17 protein-coding genes and 1 other annotated feature are annotated in these 18886 nt (G+C 36.8%); of the genes, 12 read left to right on the forward strand and 5 right to left on the reverse strand.

From position 1 onward, the window contains the following. The first annotated feature begins 143 nt into the window (after positions 1-143). Entirely contained in the window at positions 144-1739 is a 1596-nt protein-coding gene (locus tag GM661_RS04365) for an ATP-binding protein (protein ID WP_230868904.1), read from the forward strand. A 249-nt stretch (positions 1740-1988) separates the two neighbouring features. Here GM661_RS04365 and GM661_RS04370 read toward each other — a convergent pair whose 3' ends face one another. From GM661_RS04370 to GM661_RS04385, 4 genes are all read right to left on the reverse strand, one after another. Then, the gene (locus tag GM661_RS04370; protein WP_230868905.1) at positions 1989-2318 is read right to left on the reverse strand and encodes a HEPN domain-containing protein; all 330 of its coding nucleotides are present in this window, start codon (positions 2316-2318) and stop codon (positions 1989-1991) included. Then, on the reverse strand, positions 2290-2625 hold the full coding sequence (locus GM661_RS04375; protein WP_125988513.1) for a nucleotidyltransferase domain-containing protein: 336 nt from the start codon (positions 2623-2625) through the stop codon (positions 2290-2292). Before GM661_RS04375 ends, GM661_RS04370 begins: the two co-directional genes overlap by 29 nt. Positions 2626-2869: 244 nt before the next feature. Continuing rightward, positions 2870-3082 carry an LLM class flavin-dependent oxidoreductase gene (locus tag GM661_RS04380; RefSeq protein WP_125988517.1) on the reverse strand — a complete coding sequence of 71 codons (213 nt, stop codon included), beginning with the start codon at positions 3080-3082 and terminating at the stop codon, positions 2870-2872. Between the two features lie 465 nt (positions 3083-3547). Beyond that, a complete protein-coding gene (locus GM661_RS04385) occupies positions 3548-3757 on the reverse strand; it encodes a helix-turn-helix domain-containing protein (protein ID WP_230868906.1) in 210 nt (69 codons plus the stop codon). A 221-nt stretch (positions 3758-3978) separates the two neighbouring features. On the opposite strand from GM661_RS04385, the gene GM661_RS04390 reads away from it, so the two are divergent. From GM661_RS04390 to abc-f, 6 genes are all read left to right on the forward strand, one after another. Continuing rightward, on the forward strand, positions 3979-4218 hold the full coding sequence (locus tag GM661_RS04390; RefSeq protein WP_125988521.1) for a hypothetical protein: 240 nt from the start codon (positions 3979-3981) through the stop codon (positions 4216-4218). A 183-nt stretch (positions 4219-4401) separates the two neighbouring features. Beyond that, positions 4402-4475, forward strand: a sequence feature (ribosomal protein L21 leader region). An 11-nt stretch (positions 4476-4486) separates the two neighbouring features. Then, a complete protein-coding gene (rplU, locus tag GM661_RS04395; protein WP_125988523.1) occupies positions 4487-4798 on the forward strand; it encodes a 50S ribosomal protein L21 in 312 nt (103 codons plus the stop codon). Positions 4799-4840: 42 nt separating this feature from the next. Continuing rightward, entirely contained in the window at positions 4841-5119 is a 279-nt protein-coding gene (gene rpmA, locus GM661_RS04400; protein ID WP_125988525.1) for a 50S ribosomal protein L27, read from the forward strand. 410 nt (positions 5120-5529) lie between these two features. Then, entirely contained in the window at positions 5530-6813 is a 1284-nt protein-coding gene (gene obgE / locus GM661_RS04405) for a GTPase ObgE (protein WP_230868907.1), read from the forward strand. A 48-nt stretch (positions 6814-6861) separates the two neighbouring features. Next, entirely contained in the window at positions 6862-7155 is a 294-nt protein-coding gene (gene yhbY, locus GM661_RS04410; protein WP_230868908.1) for a ribosome assembly RNA-binding protein YhbY, read from the forward strand. Between the two features lie 84 nt (positions 7156-7239). Further along, complete coding sequence (gene abc-f, locus GM661_RS04415) at positions 7240-9147, forward strand: ribosomal protection-like ABC-F family protein (RefSeq protein WP_230868909.1); 1908 nt, start codon at positions 7240-7242, stop codon at positions 9145-9147. 57 nt (positions 9148-9204) lie between these two features. Here abc-f and GM661_RS04420 read toward each other — a convergent pair whose 3' ends face one another. Further along, a complete protein-coding gene (locus tag GM661_RS04420) occupies positions 9205-9975 on the reverse strand; it encodes a hypothetical protein (protein WP_230868910.1) in 771 nt (256 codons plus the stop codon). Positions 9976-10239: 264 nt separating this feature from the next. Here GM661_RS04420 and GM661_RS04425 point away from each other — a divergent pair, with 264 nt between their 5' ends. The 5 genes from GM661_RS04425 (at position 10240) to gltB (ending at position 18867) form a co-directional block, all read left to right on the forward strand. After that, positions 10240-11421, forward strand: a complete 1182-nt coding sequence (locus GM661_RS04425) for a phosphopentomutase (protein WP_230868911.1) — start codon at positions 10240-10242, stop codon at positions 11419-11421. Between the two features lie 33 nt (positions 11422-11454). Beyond that, positions 11455-12360 (forward strand): ribokinase, encoded by a 906-nt coding sequence (gene rbsK / locus GM661_RS04430; RefSeq protein WP_230868912.1) that lies wholly within the window; start codon positions 11455-11457, stop codon positions 12358-12360. Positions 12361-12396: 36 nt separating this feature from the next. Then, a complete protein-coding gene (gene deoD, locus GM661_RS04435) occupies positions 12397-13098 on the forward strand; it encodes a purine-nucleoside phosphorylase (protein ID WP_230868913.1) in 702 nt (233 codons plus the stop codon). 183 nt (positions 13099-13281) lie between these two features. Further along, complete coding sequence (gene murI, locus GM661_RS04440) at positions 13282-14049, forward strand: glutamate racemase (protein ID WP_230868914.1); 768 nt, start codon at positions 13282-13284, stop codon at positions 14047-14049. A gap of 219 nt (positions 14050-14268) precedes the next feature. Beyond that, positions 14269-18867, forward strand: coding sequence for a glutamate synthase large subunit (gltB, locus tag GM661_RS04445; protein WP_230868915.1), 4599 nt, complete (start codon positions 14269-14271; stop codon positions 18865-18867). Positions 18868-18886 lie beyond the last annotated feature (19 nt).

Genomic DNA, 18886 nt, shown 5'->3' on the forward strand with positions numbered 1-18886 from the left:
GCTTTTATTGATATGGCTACAGGCTACAGCAGCAGAGCAGCTTTAACAATTGATAATTATTTACAGATGAAGTATAATAAAAGTGTGGGTTATCAGGATAATTGATTTATTAAGACTACTAAGTTCTAATAGGGGGTTTAGAAGTGAAGAGGATAGCTATATCTCTGGCTGAGTTTGAACAGATTATTGAAAAAAATTATATATATGTCGATAAAACTAGATATTTATATGAGATAGTAAGTAAGGATAAATATTATTTTCTATCCCGCCCCAGGAGATTTGGTAAAACATTATTTATAGATACTTTAAAAACATTTTATGAAGGAAAGAGAGAGTTATTTAAGGACTTATATGTCTATGACCAGGAATGGGACTGGGAAGAATATCCAATCATCAGACTTGATTATAACATTATCCCTACTGAAAACCGAAATATTTTAGAAGAAAGTATAAGAAAAAGTTTAAATGAAATTGCAAAGAATTATGGGATTGAAATGGAAACAGATAAAGCATATTATCAGTTTCCTGAATTGGTAAAAAAATTATCTGAAAAATATAATAAAGGTGTAGTTATTCTAATAGATGAATATGATAAACCGATAATATCAAATCTGGGAAAAGATCTCGGAGATGAGCAGAAAAGACGTTTGCAGATAGCTAAAGAAAACCAGGAATTTTTAAAGATACTATACGATAATTTGAAGCCTCTTGAACCATACCTACAGTTAGTATTTATAACAGGTGTATCTAAATTCAGTAAAGTTTCTATCTTTTCTACACTTAATAATCTTATTGAGCTGGATATGCATCCCAGGTTTTCAGCAATGCTGGGCTATACAGAAGAAGAACTGAGAGATAATTTTAAAGGACATTTTGAGGCATTTGCTGATAAAATGGATATTAGGTTAGGAGAATTATATGAAAAATTTAAGCTAATGTATAATGGATTTAGATTTAGTGATGAGGCAGAAAAAGTATATAATCCCTATTCCATAGCTAAAGCACTGGATTATCAAAAAATAGATAATTACTGGTTTGAAAGTGGCACACCTACCTTTCTAGTAGATTTAATTAAAGAGCAGAAATTTGATGTTACCGGACTTAATAATTTAGAGGTCGGTAGAAATAAGTTAAAGGCATATGATATAACAAAATTAAAGTTAATACCACTGCTGTTTCAGACAGGATATCTAACAATTAAAGATGTAGAAGATAATATAATATATACACTGGGTTATCCCAATCATGAGGTAGAAGGGGGGTTAACCCAGAATTTATTAGAAGAATTTACTGATGATAGAGTAGAAACTCCCATTATCCACCGCATAAAAAAATCACTGCTTAATAGAGACTATGAACAGTTTATGGAATACATGAAATCATTGTTTGCAAGTATAGCCAATATAAATATTCCAAAATCATTGGAGGAAAGGGAACACTACTATCACAGTATCTTCTATTTGGTTGGTGTACTATTTTCTGACAACAACCTGAATGTATATTCTGAGCTTCTAACCTCTGAAGGCAGAATAGATATGCTGGTGAAGACAGAGGAGAATATATTTATTATCGAATTTAAATGTAATCAAAGTGCTGAAAAAGCAGTTGAACAGATTAAAGAGAAAAACTATGCAGATAAGTTTAAGATAGAAGAGAAAGAGGTAGTTTTAATTGGAATAAACTTTGATACGGAAAAGAGAAATGTAAGTGAATTTGAAGTTAGACACAATGACAAGTAAAATTTAACAAGTAAAAAAGTTAATAATAATAGGCTCATTCTATTTGAAAATATCTCCCTTTTTAAACAGGGGTTGAGAATAATGATTTAGACCTTTCGGATGTATGGGAATAAACTTTATAGCATCAGCTAGTAAAAACTCAAACAAAGCTTTTCGGGAGAAGATAAAATTGCTAAAATAGCAGTTAAGCAGGAAAGTTATTATTTTTAGCTAACTTTAAAACATACTTCTTTATTTTAAGCGCATATTCTAAAGCTTTTTAGTTTCCTTATCACTAATTGTTGAAAAATCACCAGGATATCTAGCTTCAACAGCAAATTCATTTAAATATTCTGCCGAGAACATAATGTTATCAGGAATATCCTTATTAAGAAGTTCTAAAAGATAAGTTAAGTTATGTGATTTTCTAAAATCAATTTGTAGTAAAACTAATAATCCTTTAATATATTTTTCAGATGATTGTTGACAGTGAAAACAAGTAATATGATTAAATTCTTTAAAAAGTCTTTTTGCTGCTTTAAGATCTTTTTCTGCAAAGTCAAACCAATCTTTAACTAGCGATTGTACTTTTTTGTTCATATAAAATTTTACCCTCCTCTTTAATATGATAAGCTATCGTACCTCTTATTTGGCATTCATCTTTAAATTCTTGAGGAGTGTACACTAACATATCTACTGGGTAATAATTGTTGCCTCTTAATTCTTTTCTGAATTCTAAAGCTCGTAATCTTTTTGGCTTGTCAGTTTCTTCAATAATTAAAAGATCAATATCACTATCTTTATTTGCATCATTTCTTGCTTGTGAACCAAAAAGATATACTATTTGGGGGTCATAAAATGAAACTATCTTTTTTAATATAAAATCAATATATTCATTTATAGACATAAAAACACCTCCAAATATATTATACTTACTTGTTAATATAATAATTCAATATAGATAAAGAATATCTTTAGATAAATAAAAAAAACATGCTCGACTCATGCTCGACTATCATATAACAAATCAAGAGTATTAATAAAATAAAACCTTTTTAATCATACGTTTTGCCGATAATTATCGCTACCACTGTGTCAATAGCCATTGCTACAGCATATAAGGTTGGAATCTGTGCTTTAGGAATAACATTTTAAAATCTGTTCTTCTCCCACTTTATTTCATACCCCAAAGCCTTTGCTATCCTTTCAGCCTCATCATATCTAAGAGAACCCCTAGACAATTTATTACTCAGGTTTTGAACAGTATCATTTTTATTATACTTTTTATTGAATATTTCTGTTAATTCAGTTAAGGTCATATCTTCATCAATAAGTATTTTTTTGATAGTTTTTTTTGCAGTCAATATTACCGCCTCCTTGAATATTATACTATAAAGTTTAATGATATTCAAAATTATTAAAAAAAATACTTGACAGTATAAATAAAATGATATAAAATTAAACTATAATAAAAAATAATATACTAAAACGTGTAAAAATAGATACAGCTAAAAATTATAGTGATGTTATAGGAAAACTGGAGGCCCTAACCAGAGAGTTATCTTATCTTAATGAGAGTAATAATAAACTAGAAAAGACTTTTGGGTTTGTATATCAAAAGTAGAAAAATGTGGGTATAAACACCGGGTTCAGGGACGGGGTCCAATTAATTTATATATTAAAAAGGGCTATCTAGAGGAGAGCCGGATAATATCCGAGGTACTTATAAATTTGAAAAAAGTGCTTGCCATGATAAGTCTGATATTGTAATTACTTTATAGCTAGAAAGTGCAAGGGGGCTTTCAGGCATATACCCAGAGAGTATCAGGTTATTCCTCTGGAATAATTTCCAGCACCTGATTAAAGTCAGTAATATCTAAAGCTTGCATTATTTCTTCTAAAGTTTTAAAGTGGACAGAGGCAGTATTATTATTAACTAAATTATAAGTAGTTGAATAAGCAAGTCCAGTTTTATCGGCAAGCCAGTAAATAGATTTTCCTTTGTCATTTAGTATATTGTTGATTTTAATATTAATCATAATATCACATCCTCTTATATATTATATAAGACACATAAAAGGAACACAATATGTATGATATACCATAAATAGCATTGACAATATATAGCATATACGCTATAATTAAATAACAGACTAAATTAAATGAATTATGAAAGAGGGTGCTTTATAACGTACTGTAAATTTAGAGCATAGTCTGGTCTATTAAAGGAATCAAAGAAAACCAGAAGGGAGCTTGATTAATGAATATGGTTGAAAGTATTATTAATCTTATTTATGAAAATAGAGTTGAGGACCTGGACAGGCTTATGCATGAAAAGGAAATCATTGAACTACAGGAAAAAGCCGTTAATACAAATGAGTTTGAAGAAAGACATGATATAATATTCCAATTGAATATTATGGTATCAAAATTTTCATATAAAACAGGGTTTAGAGATGGTTTAAGACTTTTAATAGAAATAATTAGTATTAAAGAGTGATAAACAAGCTCTAGGAAATGGCGAAGGGACTTATTGTAAATGATGCTGGGGCAAAAGAAAAGGATCACCAGCTGATTGCTGATTACAAAACAATATTTCTTTATTAAGTTTGACTGCTAAAAAAAGGTAAAAAAAGTAAAATACATTCACTTGACTTATTAAGCAATATATGCTAAAATGAATTCTGTGCCAAAACCGCACGGCAAGGGCTTTAAAATGCTGTAGAGCTGCCCGATTCGGCGAGTCTGAGGTAAGGGAGGTGGAGTACTTGTACGCAATAGTAAAAACTGGAGGCAAACAGTATCAGGTTGAAGAAGGGAAAATTATTAAGATAGAAAAACTCCCTGTGGCTGAAGATGGAAGTGTTGAGTTTGATAAGGTTTTATCAGTAGTTGATGATAATGGTGCTAAATTCGGTCGTCCCTATCTCGAAGGGGCTAAAGTAAGTGGTAAGGTGATTGAACAGGGTAAGAACAAGAAGATTATTGTTTTTAAATACCGCCGTAAAAAACGTTACCGCAAAAAAACCGGACACCGTCAACCATATACAAGGGTTTTAATAGAGAAGATTGAGGCGTAGTCCAATATTATATAATTCTAAGAATATAGGGGGGTGGAATTGATGTCCAAGAAAAAAGGTGTTGGTAGTTCTAGGAATGGTCGTGATAGTGAATCTAAACGACTGGGTGTTAAAAGATTTGATGACCAATTTGTAAAGGCAGGTAGTATACTGGTTAGACAGAGGGGTACTAAGTTTCATCCCGGTTTAAATGTTGGTAAAGGAAGCGATGATACACTATACTCTAAAATTGATGGTTATGTTAAATTTGAAAGGAAGGGTAAAACTTCCCGTCAGATTAGTGTTTATACCGATAGTCAATTAGAAAGTATAGCTAATTAAGGTAATTTACCTGAATTTTAACCCTCAGTGCATAATAGTGCTCTGGGGGTTTTTTACATATTGAAATTTCAGAACTTTAAAGACCGACAAATATATTTGTTTACCTTGTCGTAAGCTTCGGCGTCCTGCTTGTGCTTACTGTCGAGAAATTCTCCTCCGGCTCACTGAACCCTCTTTTTATTACGCAAGGATGGTTTACCACAGGCACTCCGTATCTGAGAAAATTGTACGAGAACAGTAAGGTTGCAGTATCAGGACATCGAGGCCAAGTTCCGTGCCTTCGGATAATTTCTAGAGTCGTCCAACAAATATATCTGTCTGGTTTATAATTTATTGATTAAGTCTGGCTGGTGAAACCATTTTAAATATTGTTTCTTAAGGGAAAGATAATAAAGGAAGGGGGTATAGCTTTGTTTCTTGATGAAGTGGAATTTAAGGTGAAAGGTGGAGACGGTGGGAATGGTGTAGTTAGTTTTCGCCGCGAAAAATATATAGATATGGGTGGACCTGATGGTGGTGATGGTGGTGATGGTGGTAATGTTATTTTAAAGGTTGATGAAGGACTGAATACCCTCTCAGACTTCCGCTACCAGAAGTACCGTGAAGCTGGGAGGGGGACACATGGTTCAGGGAGTAATAAGCACGGCCGTAATGGGGAAGACCTTATCTTGATGGTGCCCCCAGGTACAGTTGTTTATAAAGCTGATTCAGGTGAATTAATGGCTGACCTGACAGATGATGGACAGGAGTTTATTGCAGCCCATGGTGGTAAAGGTGGTAAAGGAAATGCCAGGTTTAAGAAACCTACCCGGAAAGCCCCGCGTTTTGCTGAACAGGGTGAAACAGGAGAAATTGTTAATCTTCGTCTGGAGTTAAAATTACTGGCAGATGTAGGATTACTTGGGTTTCCTAATGTAGGCAAATCAACATTAATTTCTAGTGTTTCTGAAGCTAAACCTAAAATTGCTTCTTATCATTTTACAACCCTTAAACCCAATCTGGGTGTAGTCTCAATTGGAGAATACCACTCTTTTGTAATGGCTGATATACCTGGATTGATAGAAGGGGCTCATCAGGGTATTGGTCTTGGAGATGAATTTTTGCGTCATATTGAAAGAACTAGACTATTAATTCATGTAATAGATGTATCGGGGATAGAGGGGAGAGAACCAGTAGAGGATTTTCACTTAATAAATAATGAACTGGCGAAATATAATGAAAGACTGGCCAGCAGACCTCAACTTGTTGCCCTTAATAAGATTGATATTCCACAGGCAGAAGAAAATATAGTTAGAGTGACTGAGGAACTCAAAAAAGAGGGTTATGAAGTATACCCTATCTCTGCCGTAACCCATCAGGGTGTTAATAATCTAATATATCGGGTTGGGGAGATACTGGCTGAACTCCCGGAAGAAGAACTCCCTGAAATTGAAGATGGAATGGTAATGATAACCCCTGATTTTGTTGAGGAAGAAGGCCTTGAGATTAAGAGGCTTAATGGAGATTTGTATCAGATAAAGGGTGAGCTAGTTGATGAATATGTCCAGAAGACTGATTTTAATAATGAAGACTCTGTCAAGAGATTACTCAGGGTACTGCATCATCATGGACTTGGCAAGTTAATGAAAAATGCTGGTGTTCAGGAAGGGGATACAGTTCAAATTGGTCCTATGGAATTTGATTATATTGAGTAAATAGTGAATAGTAGCTAGATTTTCTTAAATAAAAGAGGGAGGGATATTATGTTAACAGCTAAACAGAGGAGTTACCTCAGGGGAAAAGCCAACAGGCTTGATCCACTACTTCATATAGGTAAAGATGGTATTAATAAAGGTTTAAGAGAGCAACTGGATACTCTTCTATTTGATCATGAATTAGTAAAAGGTCGTGTTTTAGATAATTCTTTAGAGGATGTTCAGGGTGTTGCCCACAAATTGGCAGCTGACTGTCAGGCAGAACTTGTTCAGGTGATTGGTAGTGTGTTTGTGTTATATAGGGAAAATCCGGAAGAACCTATTTATAATTTGCCGGGTTGAGGTTAAGTTCTTGCAGCTCTTGCTAAAGGGTCATTATTTTTGATATTATAGAGAAAGAAAATAGTTGAGGAAGTTGGGGTTAAGATGCTTGTAGTAAGCCTTAATAATATTGCTAAGTCATATGGTGTTACAGATGTATTAACTGATTTTAGTCTTCATGTAAACCAGGGGGAAAGGGTTGGTTTAATCGGGCCTAATGGTTGTGGCAAAACAACTGTCTTTAAAATTATTGCTGGTTTTGAACCCTATAGTTCTGGCAATCTATCCCTGAAAAGAGGGATAGAGATAGGTTATCTAAGTCAGTTGCCTGATTTTGAAGACGATCGGACCATAATTGAAGAGCTGAGGACAAATTATTTCCATCTAATAGAGATGGAAAAAAAATTACGTTTCCTTGAAGAGAAGATGGCTGTGAGTAATAATAATATAGATCATGATAAACTTATGAAGAAATACAGTGAGTTGCAACACAGCTTTGAACGTGAGGGTGGTTATGAGTATGAAAGCAAGATAAAAAAGGTTGCCCTTGGTATGGGTTTTACTAAAGAAGAATTAAACCAGCGTATTGTTAATACATTAAGTGGTGGTGAAAAAACCAGATTGGGTTTAATAAAGCTCTTATTATCTGAACCTGATCTCCTTTTACTTGATGAACCTACTAATCACCTTGACTTATCATCAATCCAGTGGCTTGAGGACTATCTAAGTGATTACCAGGGTACAGTGATAGCTATCTCTCATGACCGCTATTTCCTGGATAAGGTAGTTGAGAGGATTGTTGAGTTAAGGGATGGTAAAAACGAAGAATATAATGGGACTTATACTTATTATTTAGAAGAAAGAAAGAGACGTTTTGAACAGAGATTGCATGAATATGAAAACCAGCAGAAGAAAATCAAAAAGATGGAAGAGGCTATTGAACGCCTTTATGTATGGGGCCGTTCAGCGGATAATGCCAAGTTCTTTAAAAGGGCTAAAAGTATGGAGAAATCGTTAGATAAGATAGATAGAATAGATAAACCCATTCTTGATGGTAAACAAATGGGATTGGATTTATCTGTTGATGAACGCAGTGGTAAAGAGGTTTTAACTATTAGGAACCTTGATAAAGGATTTAATAAAGAGCAAATTATTAAAGACTTAAACCTAAATCTTTACTGGGGAGAAAAAGCGGCTATTATAGGCAAAAATGGTAGTGGTAAGACAAGCCTTTTGAAAATGATTTTAGGGGATTACCACCCTGACAGTGGTGAGATTAAAGTTGGAAGTAATGTAAAAATAGGCTATTATAGTCAGGAATTTGAAGGGTTTAACCCAAATGATGACCTGCTTACTGCCCTGCGCAGGGAATGTTCTATGACTACAGCTGAAGCCAGAAATGCCCTGGCTGCTTTTCTCTTTACAGAGGATGAGGTTTTTAAAAAGGTAGCTGACCTAAGTGGTGGGGAAAAGAGTCGACTCCGCTTACTTCAATTAATGAACGGTAGTTACAATTTCCTTATTCTTGATGAACCTACTAATCACCTTGACCTTCCATCACGTGAGATACTGGAAGAAGCCTTAGCAGAATACAGCGGCACTGTAATGGTTGTTTCCCATGATAGATATTTTCTTAACAAAATAATTGAGCTTACTTATGAATTAATTGATGGTAGTTTGCTTAAATACTATGGTAATTATGATTATTATCGAAAAAAGAAAGAAGACATAATACAGGAAAAAGATAAGATAGTTGATGAGGAAAAGCCTGAGATGTCTGATTATCATAAACTCAAAGAAAAGGCAAGGCAGGAAAGACAAAGAAAAAGTAGCTTAGCCAATATTGAAGAAGAGATAGAAACAAAAGAAGTTCTTATTAAGGAAATAGAAGAAGAGATGACAGCTCCAGAGAATATTACTGATATTAAGTTATTAAATAAATTAAAAATTAAATATGATAAATTAAAACAGGGTTTGGCAGAGTTATATAAAGAGTGGGAGTCCTATATATAATTTTTATGCAGGAGAATGGGCTTATTAATAAGCCCATTCTCCTGTTGTAAGTTGTGCTTAGAATCCTTGTTTAGATTGATAATAGGCAGAACCTATGTCTTCATCCCTTGTACCGGAACTAAATTTAGCCCCGTATTGATTAACCCCACTGCCCTGCTGTATTGAGGGCTGGTAGTAATTGTTATTTTGGGCATACTGGCTCTGACCGGTGTTATTGTTCAGACCATACTGCATGTTAGCAGGCTGATTACCGGTATACTGACTCCTGATATTATTCTGGGGAGCGTTTTGAGCAGGCTGGGATTGATAATAGGCAGAACCTATGTCCTCATCCCTTGTACCGGAACTAAATTTAGCTCCGTATTGATTAACCCCGCCGCCCTGCTTTATTGAGGGCTGGTAGTAATTGTTATTTTGGGCATACTGGCTCTGACCGGTGTTATTGTTCAGACCATACTGCATGTTAGCAGGCTGATTACCGGTATACTGACTCCTGATATTATTCTGGGGAGCGTTTTGAGCAGGCTGGGATTGATAATAGGCAGAGCCTATGTCTTCATCCCTTGCCCCGGAACTAAATTTAGCCCCGTACTGATTAACGCCACCGCCCTGCTGTATGGAGGGCTGGTAGTAATTGTTATTCCGGGCATACTGGCTCTGACCAGGGCTTGTGTTTTGTAAGCCTTTATTTTGGGCAAGATTTTGTATATTAGGGTTACCCTGATTTCCCTGTTGCAATTGAGTATAAGCCTGTCCAAGGCCCGGCCCGGCATGCATCTGTTGATTTACGGCATTTTGTTGAAATGCTTGATTATTATTTTGATTCAAAAGCATCAACTCCTTAATTATATTGCAGTATACTGCATTTATATTATTAACATAATTACCATAAATATGATGTTATTTTTAACCAGAAAATAGATTTTATTTTTTTATAATTATAAAATGATAGAGAAATAATTATATATATACCAGGTATTCAGGCAGGTATTAAGATAGTTTTAGAGAATTATATAATATTAAGTAGGTAAGTTTATTTAGCTAATTTTTGATATATTTTTAATAACTTTAATACTGGAAAGGGGTGTTTTAGTGTCTTTAAGAAGGATTGACCGTGCAGTTATCATTATTCTGGATGGTGCAGGTATTGGTGAATCACCAGATGCCGCTGATTTTGGTGATATAGGTACAAGTACAATTCCACATGTTGCTGAAAAAGTTGGGGGATTGAATCTCCCTAATATGGAAGAATTGGGTCTTGGTGCGATAGCTCATGTTAAAGGTCTTAAACCAGTAGGAAAAAGAGGGGCTTACGGGAAAATGGCTGAAAAATCAGCTGGCAAAGATACTACTACCGGACATTGGGAGATAGCTGGCCTGATCACAGAACAGAAGTTCCCGACATATCCACAGGGCTTTCCTGATGAGGTAATTAGACCTTTTAGTGATAAGATTGGCAGAGAAATTCTTGGTAATTACCCGGCTTCTGGTACAGCAATAATTGAAGACCTGGGTAAAGAACATATGGAGAGTGGGAAACCTATTGTTTATACTTCGGCTGATAGTGTTTTTCAGATTGCTGCCCATGAAGAGATTATTCCAGTTGAGAAATTATATAAATACTGTAAGATAGCACGCAAAATATTAAGAGGTGAGCACGCTGTGGGCCGGGTTATTGCCAGACCTTTTATTGGCAGACCAGGCAATTTTATCCGGACAGATAGGAGGCATGACTTTTCACTCAAACCAGTGGGTGATACCATTCTGGATATCCTCTCTAATAGTGGTTTAGATGTTATGGCAGTGGGTAAAACAGATGATATTTTTGCTAATAGAGGTATAACAAAGACGAATCATGTTATTGATAATATGGATACAGTTGACGGAACTCTGGAATTTATGGCAGCCCCTAAGAAGGGTTTAATTTTTGCTAATTTGGTGGAGTTTGATATGAACTATGGGCATCGTAATGACCCTGAGGGATTTGCCCGGGCCTTAAAGGACTTTGATGACCGGCTCCCAGAGATAATAGAGCTGATGACTGAAAGAGACCTGTTCATAATTACAGCAGATCATGGGTGTGATCCTACTACAGCAGGGACAGACCATACCCGTGAATATGTACCACTGCTGGTTTATCACCATGGCTTGACAGAGCCGGTAGACCTGGGAATACGCAAATCTTTTTCTGATATAGCTGCTACACTGGCGAAACTCTTTGCTGTAGAGGGAATAGATAATGGTGATGATTTTTCTGGACTATTAGGATTATAATATAGCAATTTATGAGCTTGGGAGGGATTGATAATGGATAATATATTGGTAGTAGGTAGTATGAATATGGATCTAGTTGTTAATACAAACAGGGTACCTGATAAAGGGGAGACAATAATCGGAAAATCTTTTGAGCAGGTACCTGGTGGTAAAGGTGCCAACCAGGCTGCAGCAGTTGGTAAACTCGGTGGCAGAGTATCATTTGTTAGTGCCTGTGGCAAAGATAGCTTTGGTGATGATTTATTGAGTTCATTACAGGATAAAGGTGTAGATACTAGCTCGGTTTTTACTCTAGATGATAACACTGGAATAGCGGCTATTACTGTAGAGGAAGATGGTGATAATAGAATTATTGTTGTCCAGGGAGCCAATGCCAGTTTATCCCCTGAAATGATTGATCAGGTTGAGGGGAAGATAAAAGAGGCTGCTTATCTGCTTTTACAGATGGAGATTCCCCTGGCTACTGTTATTCATACCATTGAACTGGCTGATTTTTATCAGACCAGGGTTATCCTGGACCCTGCTCCAGCACAGGGATTACCCCGGGAGATATACAGTAAAATAGATTATTTACTTCCCAATAGTGGTGAATTAGCACTCCTGTTAGAGGAATATGATTTAAGGGATGAAGAAGATAAAATTGAGCAGTTACTGGACTGGGGAGTAAAGAATATTTTAATAACAAAGGGTTCTGAAGGTGTGACATTGTATCATAAAGGTAGCCAGCAAGTATATCCTACCCTTAAAGTTAAGGCGGTTGATACAACTGCTGCCGGGGATACATTTGCAGGTGCATTGGCCTTTGGCCTACAAAAAGGTTGGGATATAGACAGGTGTATATCCTTTGGAAATAGGGCTGCGGCTATATCTGTAACAAGGCCAGGAGCACAGAGCTCAATCCCTTCTTTTGCAGAGGTTGAAAATATGAAGGGAATATAGTCGTTGTATAAATATTTGATTAAGGAGTGGTAGTTAATGAGTACACATATTGCTGCAGAAAAAGGGGAGATTGCCAGGACAATTTTATTACCTGGTGACCCAATGAGGGCTAAGTTTATAGCTGATAATTTTTTGGAAGATCCAGTATGTTATAATCAAGTTAGAGGGATGTATGGTTTTACTGGTACTTATCAGGGTAGGGAGATCTCTGTACAGGGTACTGGTATGGGTATGCCTTCAATTTCAATTTATGTTAATGAATTAATCAGGGATTTTGATGTTAAGAATTTAATCAGGGTAGGTTCCTGCGGTTCTTTTAGTGAAAAGGTTAAAATAAGGGATATTATTCTGGCAATTGGGGCCTGTACCAATTCCAGGAATAATCAGCTTCGTTTTAATGGACAGGATTATGCCCCTACAGCAAATTTTACTTTATTAAGTAAGGCACATAACATTGCTAATGAAAAGGGTATTGAGGTTAAGGTAGGAAATGTTTTGAGTTCAGATTTGTTTTATGGTGATGATCCAGATGCCTGGCAGGTATGGAGTAGATATGGTGTGCTGGCAGTTGAGATGGAAACTGCTGAATTATATACCCTGGCGGCAAAATATGGTGTCAGGGCTCTATCAATTCTTACTGTTAGTGATTCGGTTGTTACAGGAGAGGCTACTACAGCAGAAGAAAGGGAGAAGACCTTTACTGATATGATTGAAATTGCCCTGGAAACGGCTGAATAAGCCACTTAGAATTTTCTGTAAAACTAATATTTTTTAAAACTGCCATAGAATAAACATTTAGTGGCAGTTTTTTATACTTGGAAAAACAGGGTATAATTGATTAGAAATTAAGTAAAAATAAAAAGGAAATTAAATGAAGTTTAGAGAACTTAATAAATAAACAAATTATGGAGTGAATCAGATATGACAATAGGTTTTTTTGATTCTGGTATTGGGGGGCTCACAGTATTAAAGGAGGCCTTGCAGCTTTTGCCTCAAGAAGATTATGTCTATTATGCAGACACAGAAAATGTCCCCTATGGAACAAAATCCAGGGAAGAAGTAAGACAGCATATCTTTAATGCTGTTAATTTTATTAATCAATATAATATAAATGCATTGGTAGTAGCCTGTAATACTGCCACAAGTATTGCGATACGAAGGCTGCGTCAGCTTTATGATTTTCCAATCATCGGTATGGAACCGGCAGTTAAACCAGCTGTAAATAAAACAGATGACAAAAGGGTCCTTGTCCTGGCGACACCTTTAACCATTCAGGAGGATAAGTATAAAAATCTGGTCAGCCGGATAGATGCCAGACACATTGTTGATTCTCTTGCACTCCCTGAATTAGTTAACTATGCTGAAAACTTTATTTTTAATGATAAACTGATATTAACATATTTGAAAAAAAAGTTAGCGCCTTTTGATTTAGATGACTACGGTACAATAGTTTTGGGTTGTACCCATTTTATATATTATAGAGAAATTTTTAAACAGTTAGCAGCAAATATTGATATTATAGATGGTAATTATGGGACAGTTATTCATTTAAGGGATGTATTAGCAGATAGTAAATTTGATTTGAAGCAGGGTAGTGGTGAAGTAAGGTTTTATTCTTCAGGGAAAGAAGAGATAGGGAAATATAAGAAGTATATGAAAGTTTTAAATCATTATAAGATTAATAAATAGAATGAATTTTTATACAACTAATTTTGAACTCCTTCCTGAATTTAGGGAGGATTTTTTTATAATTAGCATTATCCCTGTATACAGGGATATATTCCTTAAAATAAGAGACCTGTAGGCTAAAATGCTTTATTATATTATATAAGCCCATAATTTATGGTGTAATTATTATTAGGGAGATTAGAATAATGTAATATGAAATTAGATAGGGGATGATGCTATATGAAGTATAATGGAATACCAGAAAAACAGGGGCTTTATGACCCGCGTTTTGAACATGATGCCTGTGGGATGGGGTTTATTACCAACATAAAAGGTAAGAAATCACACAGGATTGTTCATCAGGCATTAGAAATATTGGTGAACCTATCACATAGAGGGGCAACCGGTAGTGAAGCAAATACAGGTGATGGTGCTGGTATTTTAATACAGTTGCCACATAATTTTTTTGCCAAGGAGACTGCTAAACTCGGTTTTTCCCTGCCGTCTGCTGGGGAATATGGTGTGGGGATGGTTTTTTTACCCCGGAAGAAGGCTTATCGGAAAGAGTATCAAGCATTTTTTAATAAAATAATTGAAGAAGAGGGCCAGCAATTATTAGGTTGGCGTGATGTACCAGTAGATGACAGTGGGATTGGTAATTCTGCCCGTGAATGTATGCCCCATATCTCTCAGGTCTTTATAGGGCGTAATGACAGCTTATCAGATGATATGGCTTTTGAGAGAAAGCTTTATGTGATCGGGAGGCGGGCTGAAAAAGAGATTAAGAGTTCTGATATAGCAGAAGGAATATATCTGGCTAGTATTTCTCACAGGACAATTGTCTATAAAGGGATGTTAATGCCAGAACAGGTGGAAGATTTTTTTCTGGATCTAAGTGATCCCAATATAGAAACAGCAATTGCCCTGGTACACTCTAGATTTAGTACCAATACCTTTCCCAGTTGGGAAAGGGCTCATCCCAATCGTTATATAATCCATAATGGTGAGATAAATACAATGCGTGGTAATGTTAACTGGATGAATGCCCGTCAGTCTATGATGGAGAGTGAACTCTTTGGGAATGACCTTGCAAAAATATTTCCAGTAATTAATCCGGCTGGAAGTGATTCAGCAATGTTTGATAATAGTCTGGAGTTTCTAAGACTGACTGGCCGTTCCCTACCACATGCTGTCATGATGATGATTCCAGAACCATGGGAGAATAATGATAGTATAGATGAAGAAAAAAAGTCATTTTATGAATACCATAGTTGTTTGATGGAACCATGGGATGGACCGGCTGCTATGGCCTTTACTGACGGTATACAGGTTGGGGCAGTACTGGATAGGAACGGTTTGAGGCCTTCCCGGTATTATGTTACCAGTGATGACCTGGTTGTGCTTGCCTCTGAGGTAGGGGTAGTTGATTTACCAGAAGAAAAAATCATAAGCAAACAGCGTTTAGAACCAGGGAAAATGCTGTTGATTGATACCAGTAAGGGTAAAATTATCAATGATCAAGAACTAAAAAAAGAGATTGCTGGGGAATATCCCTATGATAAATGGCTTGATGAAAACCTGCTGCATATAGATGCGCTGCCAGTTGGGGAGGTAAAGGAAAACTGTCTGGGACATGAGACATTAGTCCAAAAACAGAGGGCTTTTGACTATACCTATGAAGAAATACGAAAAATACTAATACCTATGGCTGAAAATGGGGTTGATCCTGTTGGGGCTATGGGGAATGATAGTTCTTTAGCGGTTTTATCTGATAAACCCCAGTTACTATATAATTATTTTAAGCAGTTATTTGCTCAGGTTACTAATCCCCCTATTGATTCAATTCGGGAGGCAATTATTACTGCCACCAGAACCAATCTAGGGTCAGAAGGGAATTTACTAAACCCTGGTCCAGAGAGCTGCCGACAAATAACATTACCTGGACCAGTTCTTGATAATGGTCAATTAGCTAGATTGTTAAATTTAAAAATAGATGGTTTCAAAACAGAGAAGCTTTCAATTCTATTTAAGATAGAAGATAATGGTAGAGGGTTAGAAGAAGCGATGGAAAAGTTATTTGCTGAGGCAGATAGATTAATAGATGAGGGGGTAAATATACTGGTTCTCTCTGATAAGGAGATAGATAGGGATAAGGCCCCTATTCCAGCTTTGCTGGCTGTAGCCGGGCTGCATCACCATTTAATCAGAACAGGCAGGCGTACTTCTGTTAGTTTAGTTCTGGAGTCAGGGGAACCACGGGAAGTACATCATTTTTGTCTCCTCTTAGGTTATGGTTTGCAGGCCGTTAATCCCTATTTAGTTTTTGAATCACTTGATGATTTAATAAAACAGGGTTTGTTAGAGACAAAGAGTTATGACAAGGCTGTTAAAAAATATATCAAGGCTGCTACCAAGGGAATTGTAAAGGTAATGGCCAAAATGGGTATCTCTACAGTACAGAGTTACCGGGGGGCACAGATATTTGAAGCCCTGGGTCTAAATGATTCAGTTATTGATAAATACTTCACCGGGACTCCTTCACGTATTGGCGGTATCGGTCTTGCTGAAATAGCTAGAGAAACTATTATCAGACATCAGAATGGTTTTAATAAAAAAGGTCCGGAGAGTAAAACCCTGGAATCTGGCAGTACATTTACCTGGAGAAAAGATGGTGAAAAACACCTATATAACCCAGAGACAATATATCTTTTGCAGAGGGCCTGTCGTGAGGGCAACTATGACTTATTTAAGGAATATACATCTTTAATAAATAATCAGGCTGAAGAGATGTCTACTTTGCGAGGTTTATTAGGTTTTAATTATGATGAGGTCGAATCAATTCCACTGGAAGAGGTAGAATCAGTAGAGTCGATCTGTAAAAGATTTAAGACAGGGGCCATGTCTTATGGTTCGATTAGTAAAGAGGCTCATGAGACACTGGCTATTGCTATGAACCGTATTGGTGGGAAGAGTAATACTGGTGAGGGTGGTGAAGACCCTGAACGGTTTACGCCAGACCCTAATGGTGATTCCAGGTGTAGTGCCATTAAACAGGTTGCTTCCGGTAGGTTTGGAGTTACTTCCCATTATCTCACAAATGCCAGAGAAATCCAGATAAAAATGGCCCAGGGGGCCAAACCAGGTGAAGGCGGACAACTACCTGGTAAAAAGGTATACCCCTGGATTGCTAAAGTCAGGGGAACAACACCTGGTGTTGGCTTAATCTCACCACCACCCCATCATGATATTTATTCAATAGAAGACTTAGCAGAGTTAATCCATGACCTGAAAAATGCCAACCGGGATGCCAGGATAAATGTTAAGCTTGTTTCTGAAGTAGGGGTGGGCACTATTGCCGCTGGTGTTGCCAAGGGTAAGGCAGATGTTATTCTTATCAGTGGTTATGATGGTGGTACAGGTGCTTCACCGAGAACGAGTATTAAACATGCTGGACTCCCCTGGGAATTAGGTCTTGCTGAAACACATCAGACCCTGGTGTTAAATAAGCTGCGCAGCAGGGTTAAACTTGAGACAGATGGTAAACTGATGTCTGGTAAAGACCTGGCTGTGGCTGCATTACTGGGGGCAGAGGAATATGGTTTCGCTACTGCACCTTTGGTGGTAATGGGTTGTGTTATGATGAGGGTCTGCAACCTTGACACCTGCCCAGTAGGGGTAGCTACCCAGAATCCTGAACTAAGGAAGAGGTTTGCTGGCGAAGTAGAGCATCTTGTTAATTTTATGCATTTTATTGCCCGGGAAATGCGTGAAGAAATGGCCAGACTTGGTTTCCGGACAGTAGATGAAATGATCGGCCGTGTTGATAAACTTAAACGGGATAAGGCTTTTAAACACTGGAAGGCCAAGGGTTTAGACTACTCAAAGATACTCTATCAACCTGAAGAAAGTGCTCAGGCCGCTACTTTCTGTCAGATCAAACAGGACCATGGTATAGAGGAATCCATGGATATGAAAGAATTGCTTCAGCTAGCTAAACCAGCCTTAGATAAGGGTGAAAAAGTAGAATTTAACTTAAAAATCAAGAATATAGACCGGGTAGTTGGTACAGTTCTTGGTAATGAATTAACCAAAAAATATGGTGCAGCAGGTCTACCGGCCGATACCATCAAATTAAATTTTGCAGGTTCTGCCGGTCAGAGTTTTGGGGCATATATACCACAGGGTATTACCCTGACTTTACAGGGTGATTCTAATGACTATATCGGTAAGGGTTTATCAGGTGGCAAAATAATTGTTAAGGTTCCTGAGGATGCTGATTTTAGTTCTGAAGATAATATAGTAGTAGGTAATGTAGCCTTTTTTGGGGCAACTTCAGGGGAGGCCTATATCCAGGGTGTTGCTGGAGAAAGGTTTTGTGTAAGAAATAGTGGTGTTCATGCTGTAGTTGAAGGTGTCGGTGACCATGGATGTGAGTACATGACAGGAGGTCGTGTTGTTATATTAGGGAAAACTGGGCGAAACTTTGCAGCCGGAATGTCTGGTGGTGTAGCATATGTTTTTGACCGGAAAGGTAATTTAGCCGACCGGACAAATCAGGCCATGGTTGAACTGGAACCTTTACAGGAAGAGAATGATATTAACTTTGTTAAAGAAATGATTAAAAAACATCTTAATTACACCGGGAGCAGCTATGCCAGAAAGATTCTTGATAACTGGTCTGACAATGCAGCTAAATTTGTCAGGGTTATGCCTCGGGATTACAAACGGATGATTGAGGCGATAAATAGTTTTGAAGAAGAGGGGCTAAAAAAAGATGAAGCACTGATGGCTGCTTTTGAGCAAAATAATAGTGATGCAGCAAGGGTTAGTGGTAATTAAGATTATGAAAGGAGATGAG

The organism is Iocasia fonsfrigidae (genome assembly GCF_017751145.1).
GTDB classification, from domain to species: domain Bacteria; phylum Bacillota; class Halanaerobiia; order Halanaerobiales; family DTU029; genus Iocasia; species Iocasia fonsfrigidae.

What these genes read in the sequence shown, in the direction of transcription:
- GM661_RS04370 (WP_230868905.1), bottom strand. Translation starts at nt 2,318, where the DNA reads ATGAACAAAAAAGTACAATCGCTAGTTAAAGATTGGTTTGACTTTGCA.
- GM661_RS04375 (WP_125988513.1), bottom strand. Translation starts at nt 2,625, where the DNA reads ATGTCTATAAATGAATATATTGATTTTATATTAAAAAAGATAGTTTCA.
- GM661_RS04385 (WP_230868906.1), bottom strand. Translation starts at nt 3,757, where the DNA reads ATGATTAATATTAAAATCAACAATATACTAAATGACAAAGGAAAATCT.
- GM661_RS04390 (WP_125988521.1), top strand. Translation starts at nt 3,979, where the DNA reads ATGAATATGGTTGAAAGTATTATTAATCTTATTTATGAAAATAGAGTT.
- rpmA (WP_125988525.1), top strand. Translation starts at nt 4,841, where the DNA reads ATGTCCAAGAAAAAAGGTGTTGGTAGTTCTAGGAATGGTCGTGATAGT.
- yhbY (WP_230868908.1), top strand. Translation starts at nt 6,862, where the DNA reads ATGTTAACAGCTAAACAGAGGAGTTACCTCAGGGGAAAAGCCAACAGG.
- abc-f (WP_230868909.1), top strand. Translation starts at nt 7,240, where the DNA reads ATGCTTGTAGTAAGCCTTAATAATATTGCTAAGTCATATGGTGTTACA.
- rbsK (WP_230868912.1), top strand. Translation starts at nt 11,455, where the DNA reads ATGGATAATATATTGGTAGTAGGTAGTATGAATATGGATCTAGTTGTT.
- deoD (WP_230868913.1), top strand. Translation starts at nt 12,397, where the DNA reads ATGAGTACACATATTGCTGCAGAAAAAGGGGAGATTGCCAGGACAATT.
- murI (WP_230868914.1), top strand. Translation starts at nt 13,282, where the DNA reads ATGACAATAGGTTTTTTTGATTCTGGTATTGGGGGGCTCACAGTATTA.
- gltB (WP_230868915.1), top strand. Translation starts at nt 14,269, where the DNA reads ATGAAGTATAATGGAATACCAGAAAAACAGGGGCTTTATGACCCGCGT.